The organism is Sorangium sp. So ce362 (assembly GCF_051519845.1).
Lineage (GTDB): Bacteria > Myxococcota_A > Polyangia > Polyangiales > Polyangiaceae > Sorangium.
The window spans coordinates 4,067,843-4,080,229 of record NZ_CP150332.1 but is presented as its reverse complement, the minus strand read 5'-3'; the positions used below and the strand labels follow the sequence as shown (position 1 = coordinate 4,080,229).

General features: G+C 74.4%; 7 protein-coding genes. 6 read left to right on the top strand and 1 reads right to left on the bottom strand.

Features of this window, described 5'->3' with window-relative positions; translation table 11 throughout:
* Positions 1–284 precede the first annotated feature (284 nt).
* From WMF17_RS15885 to WMF17_RS15870, 4 genes are all read left to right on the top strand, one after another.
* Complete coding sequence (locus tag WMF17_RS15885) at positions 285–1,577, top strand: PP2C family protein-serine/threonine phosphatase (protein ID WP_437602933.1); 1,293 nt, start codon at positions 285–287, stop codon at positions 1,575–1,577.
* Between the two features lie 538 nt (positions 1,578–2,115).
* Positions 2,116–3,060, top strand: a complete 945-nt coding sequence (locus tag WMF17_RS15880) for a hypothetical protein (RefSeq protein ID WP_437602932.1) — start codon at positions 2,116–2,118, stop codon at positions 3,058–3,060.
* Positions 3,061–3,304: 244 nt separating this feature from the next.
* Positions 3,305–7,435 carry a serine/threonine-protein kinase gene (locus WMF17_RS15875; RefSeq protein WP_437650254.1) on the top strand — a complete coding sequence of 1,377 codons (4,131 nt, stop codon included), beginning with the start codon at positions 3,305–3,307 and terminating at the stop codon, positions 7,433–7,435.
* Positions 7,436–7,468: 33 nt separating this feature from the next.
* Complete coding sequence (locus tag WMF17_RS15870) at positions 7,469–8,218, top strand: OmpH family outer membrane protein (protein ID WP_437602930.1); 750 nt, start codon at positions 7,469–7,471, stop codon at positions 8,216–8,218.
* Between the two features lie 81 nt (positions 8,219–8,299).
* Here WMF17_RS15870 and WMF17_RS15865 read toward each other — a convergent pair whose 3' ends face one another.
* The gene (locus tag WMF17_RS15865) at positions 8,300–10,396 is read right to left on the bottom strand and encodes a hypothetical protein (protein WP_437650252.1); all 2,097 of its coding nucleotides are present in this window, start codon (positions 10,394–10,396) and stop codon (positions 8,300–8,302) included.
* 64 nt (positions 10,397–10,460) lie between these two features.
* On the opposite strand from WMF17_RS15865, the gene WMF17_RS15860 reads away from it, so the two are divergent.
* Both WMF17_RS15860 and WMF17_RS15855 read left to right on the top strand, forming a co-directional pair.
* The gene (locus tag WMF17_RS15860; protein ID WP_437602928.1) at positions 10,461–10,895 is read left to right on the top strand and encodes a hypothetical protein; all 435 of its coding nucleotides are present in this window, start codon (positions 10,461–10,463) and stop codon (positions 10,893–10,895) included.
* 79 nt (positions 10,896–10,974) lie between these two features.
* Positions 10,975–12,369 (top strand): hypothetical protein, encoded by a 1,395-nt coding sequence (locus tag WMF17_RS15855; protein WP_437650250.1) that lies wholly within the window; start codon positions 10,975–10,977, stop codon positions 12,367–12,369.
* Positions 12,370–12,387 lie beyond the last annotated feature (18 nt).

The following is a 12,387-nucleotide window of genomic DNA, read 5'->3' as shown; positions in this document are numbered from 1 at the left end:
GCCGACCCCTGGCGAGCGCACACAGCAGGGCGGGGCCGCCTCCTTTAGAGCGCGCCGTTAGAGCGCGCCGTGGCCTGCGGCAGCGTGCCCCACGACGGGACGCAACGTCGCTCTCCTGCGCTGATGGGTACCCAAGGTGGGCCCTTCCGGCGCGGGGCCGCCGGCCGAAGCCGGCGCAAGATCGATCGCCGTCGTCCGTCCCCCTGCATGTTGATCTCGGAGACGCGGCGCGCCTTTGCTACGTTGGTCGCCGGGACATGGCCGATCTCGCAGCCGCCCTTGTCATGGGAATCGCCCTTCTCGGGCTAATCTATTGGTATTTTCGTTCAAACAACGGCGACCGGGCCCGGCCCCGCGCGGCGACGACGCCGGCGCTGGGTGGCCCAGGAGCCCATGCCCTCGACGAGGGGGAGGCAGATCTCGAAGATACAACGACGAGGCCGGACGCAACCGGCACGCAGGACGGCGCGCGTGTGCCCGCAGGCGAGAGCTCGCACGCGAAGACCACGGGTGGACATGGCCGCGCGGAGCGGATCTCGGGCGCTGACTGGAGACGACCGAACGGGCCAGCGCGCCTCGACGACGACGACGCCTTCGACGACGACGACCTGACGCTGATCACGCTGGCGCCGCCGGAGGTGCTGAGCACGATCAGGCGCGCGAGCGCTCCGTCGTACGGCGGCGACGACGATGACGACGACGACGACGACAACGAGCGCGAGGAGCCCTCCGCCGTCCCGATCATCTACGACGACGATGCAGCCGTCGACGAGCCGACCAGCTCGTCGCCGCTCCTGCTCATCAGCGCCGTCGGGCAGACGGACCCCGGCCAGAAGCGCAAGAAGAACGAGGACTGCTATCTCTGCCTGGACGAGCACTACCTGTTCGCCGTGGCGGACGGCATGGGCGGCCACGCGGGCGGCGACGTCGCCAGCCGCCTCGCGGTCGACACGATCGCGCGGTCGTTCAAGGACCAGTCGTTCGTGGACAGCGACGCCGAGAGCCCCTACCCCGACGTCCCGCGTCGCGGCGGCGAGCTCGCGGTCGCGATCCAGCGGGCGAACCAGGCCATCTACGACCGGGCCCACGCCGAGCGGAGCCTCAACGGCATGGGCACGACCCTCGTCAGCGCCCGGTTCTCCCCCAACAAGCAGCGCCTCTACATCGGCCACGTGGGCGACAGCCGCTGTTATCGCCTCCGCGACAACGAGCTGACGCAGCTCACCACCGATCACACGATGGGCGCCGCGGGGATCACCGGACCGATGGCGAACCACCTGAGCCGGGCGATCGGGATCTCCCCCGCGGTCAAGGTCGACCTGATCATCGCTCGCCCCCACCCCGGCGACGTCTACCTCCTCTGCTCCGACGGCCTGTCGAAGATGACGCCGCACGAGGCCATCCGCGACATCCTCCTCGCCGAGCCCGATCCCGAGAAGGCGTCCCAGGCGCTCATCGAGAAGGCGAACGCAGGCGGCGGGCGCGACAACATCACCGTGATCCTCGTCCGGGTCAGCGACCCCAAGGACCTCGCGCGGCTCGCCTCCCGCGCCAGCGCCGGCGCCGGCGCGGGCTGATCGCTCGACGTCCTCTCTCCCTCCTCTCCCCCTCTCCCGCCATCTCCATCGAGCCCGACCCCGCGCAGCGCCGACCGAGCGGTCCGCGCTGTGTCGGCGGAGCGCGCTCGTCCGCCGCGCGCCCGCGGTCGCCACGCGCTGTTCGCACGCCATGGTTGCGCGCCTTTACGGACAGCGCGCTTCGATTGCCACGAACATAGACACACTCGCTCGATGGGCCGCTCGACAGCCGAATACGGGCCACTGGCCAGAATCGTCACAGATTCGTCTCACGCTCACCCGTAATCGCCCTGACGCACCCATTACGGTTCGCCATCTTCGATTATCGCACCATGACTGGCTTGCTGGGCTCGAGCCTGCATCAAAAGAAGCGTCATGAGCTCTTGACGCGCTATGCCTCGAGAGCTCTCAATGGCTGCCGCGAGCAGCTCCTCGGCGGAGCCATTGAACCGGAATGCCACGATCCTTTCTCTGCAAGATTGTTTTCGCCTCTCTCCTGCTCAGCGCGCCCGCGCTCGCAGCAGAGCCGACACGCCGCATGCTGCGGATGCACTACAGCGAGGATGCGCGAGCGACGTCGTGCTCTGTCGAGGGCGCGCTGCGCGAGCAGGTCCGTCTGCGCACGGGTTACGACCCTTTCCGCGAGGACGCGCCCGAGGAGGTCGACGTCGCGCTCGGGAAGCGTGACGCGATGCTGGTCGCGACCCTCCGGTACCGGGACGAAGGCGGCACGGCCTCCGCCCCGCGCTATTTCAGCGCTCCTGACAGCGACGCCGGCTGCGAGCTGCTCACCAGCTACATCGCGCTCTCGATCGCCTTCGCGCTGACGCCGTTCGGCAGCGATGCACAGGCTCCCGCAGCGGCGCCGCCTCGCCCCGAGCTCGCGCCGCCCCCGGCTCCGCCGCGGTCACGACCGCCGCCGGCGCGCCCGGCCCCCGCGAGCGAGCCCGCCGGGATCTTGAGCACGCTCCGGGCAGGCACCGGCGTGTTCGCGCAGATCGGGCTGACCGATCAGCTGATCGGCGGCGCCTCCTGGTTCTGCAGGGCGCACTGGTCGAACCGCCTCTCCTTCGCGCTGGAGGGCCGCAGCGCGTTCCTCCCCCTGAGCTCAGGCGCGAGCGGCCGGGGGTGGAGCCTGGACACATCGAGCCCGGGCGGGGAGCCGATGAACACCCGCATCCTCGTCACGAACGCCCTCGTCCCGTGCCTTCACACGAACGACGTGCTCGCCACCTGCGCCCTCGTGGAGTTCGGCCTGCTGACGCTCACCGGGCAGCGCGGCAGCGACAGCGCGCTGCTCCTTGTGTTCGTGGCCCTCGGGTTCCGCACCGGGGTCGAGCTCGCGCTGAACGACTGGCTCTCGTTCACCACCCACCTCGATCTCCTCACGGCCGTCGGGCTCCAGGAGCGCCCGCACGTCGACGTCCTGCGGGCTCCTCATCTCAGCGCGTCCGTCGGCGCCGGCGTGATCGCGGCGTTCTGAGCGCGCAGGAGCCACGCGCGGGATGGATGGTGGTGAGGACGGCGCTGCGACGTGGATCGTGGCTGGAATTTTCGAGGACCAGCCCGGCTCCATCGGGCGCCGCGCGGCGCGCGGGACCCGCTTGAGCCGGGCGCCGCGCGGCGCGAGACGCGCTTCGGCCCAGGCCGCCCGCCGGCGCCCCTCGTGGCGCGGAGCGCCTTCTCGCTGGCATGAAGCCGCGGAATTCGCGTAGCCTTTCCTGACGGTGCTCCCGGAGTTCACCGATCCGAACGACCGCTTCATGATCGAAGCCCGCAGCCGAAGCGGCGGCATGGGCGATATTTTCAAGGGCACCGATCAGTCCACCGGCGCCCCGGTCGCGATCAAGGTCCTGCGCGCCGCCGCGTCGCCCCAGGAGCGCGCCCGCTTCGCGCGCGAGATCGCCATCCTGGCCGATCTACGGCACCCGAACATCGTGCAGTACATCGCGCACGGCACCTGGCTCGACGGGCGCCTCTTCTTCGCGATGGAGTGGCTCGACGGCGAGGACCTCGGGCAGCGCCAGCGGCGCGCGCCGCTCGGCCTGCGCGACTCGGTGGAGGTCGTCCGGCGCAGCGCGGCCGCCATGGCGGCCATCCACGCCCGCGACGTCGTCCACCGCGACCTCAAGCTCTCCAACATCTTCCTCGTCCGCGGCAAGGGCACCGCGATCAAGCTGATCGACTTCGGCGTCGTGAAGCTCGCGGTCCCGGACGACTGCCCCACCGAGCGCGGCACGATCATCGGCACCCCGCACTTCATGGCGCCCGAGCAGGCGCGCGGCGAGCACGTGGACGCGCGGGCCGACGTCTACTCGCTGGGCTCCGTCCTGTTCCGCCTGGTCACCGGCAGGAACGTCTTCGAGACCGAGCACGCGATCGCCCTGCTCGGCCGCCTCGTCCTCGAGGACCCGCCGCGCGCGGCGCAGGTCCGCTTCGACGTGCCGGAGGCGCTCGACGAGGTGATCACGCGCGCCATCGCCCGCGATCGCGAGGTGCGGTACGAGAACGGCGGCGAGCTCGCGCGCGCGCTCGCGCGGGTCGGGGAGCTCAACAACGACCCCCCCGCGACCGACAGGTCCGCCTCGGCGATCCGCCGCGCGGCGGCGCCGGAGATCCGGTCGGGCCCGGCGAGCCCCGCCGGGCCGGTCGACGAGCGGCCGCAGGTGCGGCTCGCCACGAGCGAGCGGCGCGTTGTCGCCTGCGTGCTCTTCGAGCTGGGCGCCGGGCCGCTCCGCCCCGAGGTGGACGCCGCGCTCCGCGAGGTCCTCGGCGACGACGCGCGGCTCGAGCCGCTCCTCAGCGGGAAGATGGTCGCGGTGCTCGGGGTGGAGCGCTCGCGCGGGGACGAGGCGATGCGCGCCGCGCGGGCGGCGCTGACCGTCGCCAGGTCGACGCCGGGCGCGCGGGTCTCGGTCGCGGTCGGGCACGCCGTCCGCGGCCGCACGAACCTCGCGGGCGAGGCGCTCGAGCGGGCGGCGCAGCAGCTCGAGTCCGCCGTGCCCGGCGCGGTCCGGATCGACGGGTACGCGACCGCGGCGCTCGAGGGGCGGTTCGTGGTCCAGGAGGACGCGCGCGGCGGCGTGCTCCTCCACGAGGACGCGGCCGGCTTCGACGCGCGGAAGCTCCTCGGGCACCCCACGCCGACCCTCGGGCGCGAGCACGAGATCGCGCGGCTCCAGGGCATCTTCAGCGACGTCGCCGAGGACGCGATCCCGCGCGCCGCGCTCGTGACCGGCCCGGCCGGCATCGGCAAGAGCCGCGTCCGCGCCGAGCTGATCCAGCGCCTCGACATGGCGCCGCACGCGCCGGTCATCCTGCTCTGTCGCGGCGATCCGATGAGCCAGGGGTCGGGGCTCTCCGGCCTCGGCCGCGCCCTGCGCGCGCTCATGGGCATCCACGACGGCGAGCGCCTCGAGGACCAGGTGCAGAAGGTGAACGCCCACGTGGCGGTGCGCCTGGCCCGCCCGCTGCGCTTCCTCGCGGGCTTCATCGGGGAGCTCGCCGGCGTGCCCTTCCCCAACGAGGGCAACGAGCCGCTGCGCGCCGCCCGCGAGGCCCCGCAGCTCATGGAATCGCGCATGCGGATGGCGATCGAGGCGTTCTTCCGCTCGAAGTCCGAGAGCACGCCGCAGATCCTGGTCATCGAGGACATGCACTGGGCGGACAGCACCACCGTCGAGCTCGTCGACTGGCTGCTCGGCTGCACCGACCTCCGCTTCGGCGTGTTCGCCTTCGCGCGCCCCGAGCTCGCGAGCCGGTTCCCGTCGCTGTGGCAGCAGCGCAACGTGACCCGCTTGACGCTCTCGCCGCTGTCGCCGCAGGCCGCGGATCGCCTCGTGGCGACCGCCCTCCCCCAGGCCGACCCGGCCACGCGCAGCGCCATCGTGCAGCGCGCCGGCGGCTACGCGCTGTTCCTGGAGGAGCTCATCCGGCACGCCGCGGAGGGGCGCGACGACGTCCCGCTCAGCGTGCAGGCGCTCGTGCAGCTCCGCGTCGACCGCATGTCGAGCGGGGTGCGCGAGGTGCTGCGCGCCGCGTCCGTCTTCGGCCAGGTCTTCTGGACCGCGGGCGTCGAGGCGCTGCTCGAGCGCGCCGTGGGCGCGGAGCTCGCCGAGCTGGAGGCGGGCGAGATCATCGCGCGCCAGCTGGAGCCTCGCGTCGCGGGGCAGGTGCAGTGGACGTTCCGCCAGGCGCTCGTGCGCGACGCGGGGTACGCCTCGATCCTCGAGGAGGACCGCGCCGCGCTCCACCGCGCCGCGGCCGCCTGGATCGAGTCCGCGGGCGACGTCGATCCGGGGCTCATCGCGCGCCACGCGGAGGCCGGCGGCGAGAAGACGCGGGCCGCGCTGCTCTACGCGCGGGCGGCCCGGGGCGCGGTGGCGAGCGGCGCCGAGCTCGACGCGGCGCTCGATCTCGCGACGCGCGGGCTCGCCTGCGGGGCCGAGGGGACCACGCGCGCGACGCTCCTGGTCCACCGGGGCGAGGTCTGCGAGCTGATGGGCCGCATCCCCGAGGGGCTCGACGCCGCGGAGGAGGCCGCGCGCCTCGCGCTGCCCGGCTCGGATCTGTGGGGCGAGGCGCAGCTCCTCGCGGTGACGTGCATGATCGCGGCCGGCGAGAGCGCCGAGGGGGACGCGCGCGCCGCCTCGGCGCTCTCGCCGCAGTTCGCGGCGGCGCTCTCCCCGTCGATCCGCGCGAGGCTGCTCGCGTCGCGCGTCCGCGGCCTCGTGGACCTGAGCCGGCCCGCCGAGGCGCGGTGCGCCGCCGAGGCGGCGATGGAGGTCGCGCGCGCGAGCGGCTCGACGGCCGCGCTGCTCCACACCCGGGAGGCGCACCTCGCCGCGCTGATGCACGTCGGCGACCTGTCCGCCGCGGCCTCTGCGGGCGCATCGCTCATCGCCGACGCCGACGCCGCCGGCGACGCGATCATCGCGGCGAAGGCCCGCCTGAACACCGGCTCGGTCCTGAACCACCTCGGCCTGTTCGAGGAGGCGCAGGCGCTGCTCGAGCGCGCGCTGCAGGGCGCGCGGAGCCGGAAGATCCGGGCGATCGAGGGCTTCGCGCTCCACAACCTCGGCATGTCGTACGCGCGGCTCGGCAACATCGAGGAGGGCATCGCGCACGAGCGCCAGGCGGGCCGGATCGCCGACGACTGCCACCTCGCGCGCCTCAGGATCGTCGGCCGGCTGTACGAGGCGATCTTCCTCGTCTGGCGCGGCGCGCCCGGCGACTATGGAACCGCCCACGCCATCGCGCGCTGGCTCTGCGAGGAGACCGCGCGCCACGCGACGGCGCTGCAGGCGATGGCGAGCTTCGCGCTCGCCCGCGTCCAGCTGGCGCGGCGCGAGCTCCGGGCCGCGGTCGACGCGGCGCGCGAGGCCGCGCGCCACCTGGAGGGCGGGCCCATCGAGGCGTGGGACGACGCGATCCGCGTCACGCTCGTGGAGTCCCTCCTCGCGACCGGGGAGGAGCGGGAGGCGGACGCCGCGCTCGACGCCGCGTTCACCTCCCTGGCCGCGCGCGTCGAGGCGCTCCGGGATCCCCGCCACCGCGAGGCGTTCCTGCGCGGGAGCGACGACGTCGGGCGGCTCATCGCCCTCGCCCACGAGCGCCTCGGCCGGTCGCTGCCCGCGCCCTCGGCGCTGCAGACTCCGCACGGCGCGGATCCATCCGCCAGGCAGGCCGTTGCGGCGCCGTCGCCGAGCAAGGGCGCGAGGACCGCCAGCGGCACCGCGTCGCGGAGGGATCGCGCCGAGGCGCCGGGCGACGATCCCGCGGGGCCCGCGCAGGGCAACGATGCTCACGCCGAGGGCGCGGCGGCTCCGGCGCGCGAGAAGGGCGCGCCACGTTCTTGACGTTGGGTGGCCGGGTAGCTAAGGCCATCCGCGATGCAAGACAACGCTCCTGAGCGGCCCTTCGCGCGCTGCTCCACGATCTCCGGCTCTGTGCGTTCGGCCGACGCGAGCCGGGGCGCCGCGCTCCGGGCCCGGCCGATCGCGGGCCGGCGCTTCGCGGCGCGCTTCCTGCCGCTGCTCGCGGCAGCGGCGCTGGGCGGGGCGGCGCTGCTGTCGTCCGCGCCGGCGTCGGCGCAGTCGAAGATCGCGGTCGTCGACGTGCGCCGCGCCATGCTGGAGACCGAGGAAGGGCTCCGCGTCCAGGCGACGCTCAAGAAGCTGTTCGACAGCCGCCAGGTGGAGCTCGACACGAAGCAGCGCGCGCTCGCCGACGAGCGCGACAAGCTCGACAAGGAGGCCCAGGCGGGCAAGACGCCGAAGGACGCGCTGCAGCGCAGGTTCGAGACCTGGCAGCGTCAGGCCGCCGAGCTCCAGTCGACGATGGTCGACTACCAGCGCGAGATGCAGCGCAAGGAGAGCGAGATGACCACGCCGATCCTGCAAAAGGTCCTCGGCCTGCTCCGCCGCCTCGCCGCGCAGGAGGGTTACGACCTCATCCTCGACAAGTCGGCAGCGCCCTATTACCGCGCCGATCTCGAGCTCACCGATCGCGCCATCCAGATGTACAACAGCGGACAGGGCGGCGAGGCAGGGCCCGCGAAGGGCGCGCCGCCGGCCAAGGGCGCGGCGCCTGCGAAGCCGGCCGGCCCGGCGCCCAAGCCGGCCGCACCCGCCAAGAAGTAGCCGAATCACCTCGCGCCGGCCCGCGGCGGAAGCGGCGGGCGGCGGCGCGCGCGTGAGCGCGGCGTCGCTGCCGCCTCGCGCTCACCCCGCGCGCCGGCGCGTCCAGCGGCCCGGGGTGCCCGAGGCGCGCGCGGCGATCGGCCGCCACGCCGCGATGGCCTCCTCTTGCACCACGACGAAGTCGTGCGGATCGAAGCGCACGAAGCGCCCGGTGCGGACGATGAGCTCGCGCTGGAGGTGCCGGCGCTCGGCCGGGGTGACCCGGCCCGCGTCGAGCTCGTCGAGCACGACCTCCGGGGTGTACGGGCGCCCGCGCCGGTACCGCGCGCCGAGGTCCCAGCCCTGGCAGCGCTCCATCCAGAAGGCCCGCCAGCGCGCGGCGTCCACCGTGGGCTGCTCCACCACCTCGGGCGCCGGAGCCGCGGGCAGGTCGCGGGGATCGCTGACCAGCTGCGCGAGCTTGAGCTCGCGGGGCTCGCCCACGTCGGGGTCGGGCGGATCGGCGACGGCGATCTCCTCGTCCTCCACCGCGACCTCTTCCCACATCTCCGCGCCGGTGATCCGCTCCAGCGCGTAGGCAGCGGTGAGCTTCACCGCCTTGTCCCCGTCGCGCTCGAGTCGATCGATGAGCAGGGGCACGGCCGAGGCCGCGCCCGTCCAGCCCGCGGCGGCGATCAGGCCGCGGCGCGGCGCCTCGAAGGCGCGCGCGACGAGGTGCCGCGCGTCCGCCTCGTCGCCCGCGATCGCGAGCAGGAGCGCCGCCGCGTCGCCGCCCTCGGTCCCCTCCAGCGCGCCGCGCAGCGTGATCGAGGCGTGCGGGTGGTCCGAGAGCGCCATGGCCGTCCAGGCGGCCTCGCGGAGCGCCGGGTCCTCCGCCGCGACGGCCCGCTGGATCAGCTCGGGCAAGCGCTGGCTCGGCCCGCAGGCGAGGTGATGGAGCGCGCGCGCCGCGACGGGGGCCGCCTCGTCCGAGGCCGCCGCGACGAGCTCGTCCTCCGTGGCGAGGCCGCGGTAGGCGAGGACGTCGATCGCCATCGCGCGGACCAGCGGCTCGGGCTCGCGGAGCAGGCCGCGGAGCGCGAGCGGCAAGAGCTCGTGCGGGGCGAGCTTCAGGGCGGCGCCGAGCGCGTCGATGAACGCCCTGTCGCGGTCGCACCGGAGCAGCGCGTGCTCGGCCGCGGCGAGCGCGTCGCGGCCCGCGAAGCAGCCGAGCACCATCGCGCTCGCGAAGGCGAGGCTCGGATCCTTCACGGGGGCCTCGGCCACGAGCCGCGGCACGTGCTCCAGCGCCGGCGCCCCGATGGCCGCGATCACGTCGATGGCCGCGAGCATGCGCCGCTCGAGGATCAGCGCCTCGCGGAAGGGATCGCCGAGCAGCGGGGCCCGCTGCATGCCGACCATCGCGACCTCCTCGAAGCACTCGCGGGTGCGGGCGCGGAGGAAGGCGAGGTCGTCGATCGCGGCGCCGATCTCCCGCGCGAACCCCGGCGGCGCCTGGGGCGCGGCGGGCTCGTCACGGCGCTCCGGGAGCGGCCGCGCCTCCGCCGGGCCGGGGAGCGCGCCCGGCGCGGGCGCCTGCTTCCTCAGCGCCTCGACGGCGGCCTTGAGCTCCTCGAACGTCTTCGGCCGCGCGATCGGCGGCGGCGGCTTCGCGACGAGCTCGGCCGGGGGCGGCTCCGGGACCTTGATCCTCGGCGCGAGCGACGCGCGCGGGACCGCGTGGAGCCGCGGCCGATCGCGGCTCGCCAGGATCGGCGGCGGGTCGAGCGGCGGCGCCGGCGGCACGGTGGCGAGCCGCGCCTCGGCGCGCTCGAGCCAGCCCCGCGCGCTCCGGAGCCGCTCGCCCACCGCCGTAAGGCCCGCGTCGAGCCCCGCCGCCCCGCCGACGGCGACGGCGACGCCGTCGATCTCCGCCATGGCGGCGCGCACGGCGGCGATGCGATCGGCGCGGCCGTCGAAGGCGTCGTAGATCGCGCCGAGGGCTCGCTCCAGGGCGCGCGCGGGCCCGGTCAGGTCGGTGACGGGCTCGACGTCGTGCTCGAGCGACAGCGCTGCGCGGCGGAGCGCGGCGTGCGCGCTCTCGAGCGTGTCGTGGGCGAGCAGGTCCAAGCCGACGGGCGCGGAGGGCTGCTCGTCCTGACCGCCGGGCGCGACGAAAGGCAGGTACGAGAAGGACACGCTTCATGGATACACCTGCGCGGAAGAGGCCCCAAGCCGCGCGCTGCGGTAGCCTGGCCGCGCGATGAAGGATCCTTCGCAGGACGTCGAGGTCTACGCGACGCTGGCCGCCCGGCTCGCGGACCCGGGCGCCGACCGCGCGGCGCTCCTCGCCGAGCACGGGCTCGACGAGGCGAGCTGGGAGGCGCTCGACGACGCCTGGCAGGCGCGCATCGACGAGGCGGACGAGGATGACGGCGAGGAGGTGGGGGTGCCGCCGCTCGTCGCCGCGTTCGCCGAGACGTTCGCCCGGGTCCAGCGCGGCCGCGCGAAGCGCGAGCTGTCGTTCGAGCGGTTCCTCGAGGCGGCGCGCGCGATGAAGCGGGGCACCGACATGGCGACGGTGCTGAGCCGGCTGGACCTGACGCTGGAGGATTACCTGAGCGCGCAGCAGCGATGGACCGCGGCGATGCTGGAGGACGACGAGCTCATGGCGCAGTTTCAGCGGGCGATGAGGTAGCGGGGATGGCCGCGCGGCGAGATCGGTCGGGGCAGGCGCCGCACCGCTGAGCGGCAGAGAGGCGTAGGTTCGGGGAGGCATGGTGGAGGGCGAGGGGACGGTCCGATCGATCACGCTCGAGGAGCTCGCCGCCATCACCGGGGCCCTCGAGGCGGGCTTGCCGCGGGACGAGGTGCTCGCCGGGGCGGGGCTCTCGGTCGAGGGGTGGGAGGCGGCGCGGGAGGGCTGGATGTCGAGGCTCGCCGCGCGGGCCGCGCGGGGGCAGCTGCGCTCGAGCCAGCGTTACCTGGAGCTCGTCGCCGAGCAGAAGGGCCGCGCCGAGGCGAGGGCGCGACAGGCGCGCCGGAAGCCGGAGGGGCCGATCCCGGTGGCGCCTGCGGCGCACCTCTCCCCGTTGCAGGGGGCGCCACGAGACCGGGCGACGCCGCTGCCCGTCGCCGGCGCGGGCGGCGAGGCGGCTGCGCGATCGCCGTGGGCCCGGCTGGTCGCGGTCGCGCCGCAGGGGCCGGGCCTCGTGGAGCCGGCGCCGGTGCCGCCGGCCATGCAGTCGTCGCTGCCGCCGGCCATGCAGGGGCCGCCCTTGCCGGCCATGCAGTCGCCGCCTCCGCCGGCCATGCAGCCACCAGTGCCTGCAGTCACGCCCACCCCGTTCTCGGACCCGGCGCCGACGGCGCCGCCGGGCTTCGTGACGCTCGTCGGCATGCAGGCTGTCGTGCCGCGCGAAGCGCTGCCCTTCCGTCAGGGCGCCTCGAGCGCACCCCGGGCCGAGAGCGCCGCGATCCCGGCCGTAGAGAGGATGGGTGCCACGCGCATTGGCACGGTCGGCGCGCTGCCGACCGACAGGGCCCTGCCGTTCTCGCGCACGGCTCCTGTGCTTCCGACCGACAGAGCCCTGCCCTTCTCTCGCACGGCTCCTGTGCTTCCGACCGACAAGGCCCTGCCCTTCTCGCGCCCTACCCCTTCGCCTCAGGCCGACAAGGCCCTGCCCTTCTCGCGCCCTACCCCTTCGCCTCAGGCCGACAAGGCCCTGCCGTTCTCACGCCCTACCTCTTCGCCTCAGGCCGACAAGGCCCTGCCGTTCTCGCGTCCCACCTCTTCGGGCCCCGTCAAGGACGAGACCGCACCGCTACCACCTCAGCGCTCGCAGGGGAGCTGGGCCCTGCCCTTCCAGCAGCCGAGCTCCGCCTCCGGATCGCCCGCGCGCGCGTCGACCTCCGAACCCGCCGTGCAGGCGCAGCCCGGCGTCGATGCGCAGGAGATGCGGCGCGTGGAGCTGATCACCCTCGGAGAGTACGCGCGCATCTGCGCTGACGCGCGAGACCGTTCAAGACACATCCAGCAGATCCAGAGCCATTACAGGCTCAGCCCGCAGGGCTGGTCCGCGCTCCACGCGATGTGGCACGAGCGCTTCCGGTCCGATCCGGCGCTCAAGGCGCGGTGGCAGGCGCTCGTCGAGCAGAGCGCGCAGCGCTGAGCCGCAAGCGCCGAAACG

Coding starts and splice junctions, on each gene's coding strand:
- WMF17_RS15885 (WP_437602933.1), top strand. CDS start 285: ATGGGAATCGCCCTTCTCGGGCTAATCTATTGGTATTTTCGTTCAAAC.
- WMF17_RS15880 (WP_437602932.1), top strand. CDS start 2,116: ATGCTGCGGATGCACTACAGCGAGGATGCGCGAGCGACGTCGTGCTCT.
- WMF17_RS15870 (WP_437602930.1), top strand. CDS start 7,469: ATGCAAGACAACGCTCCTGAGCGGCCCTTCGCGCGCTGCTCCACGATC.
- WMF17_RS15860 (WP_437602928.1), top strand. CDS start 10,461: ATGAAGGATCCTTCGCAGGACGTCGAGGTCTACGCGACGCTGGCCGCC.
- WMF17_RS15855 (WP_437650250.1), top strand. CDS start 10,975: ATGGTGGAGGGCGAGGGGACGGTCCGATCGATCACGCTCGAGGAGCTC.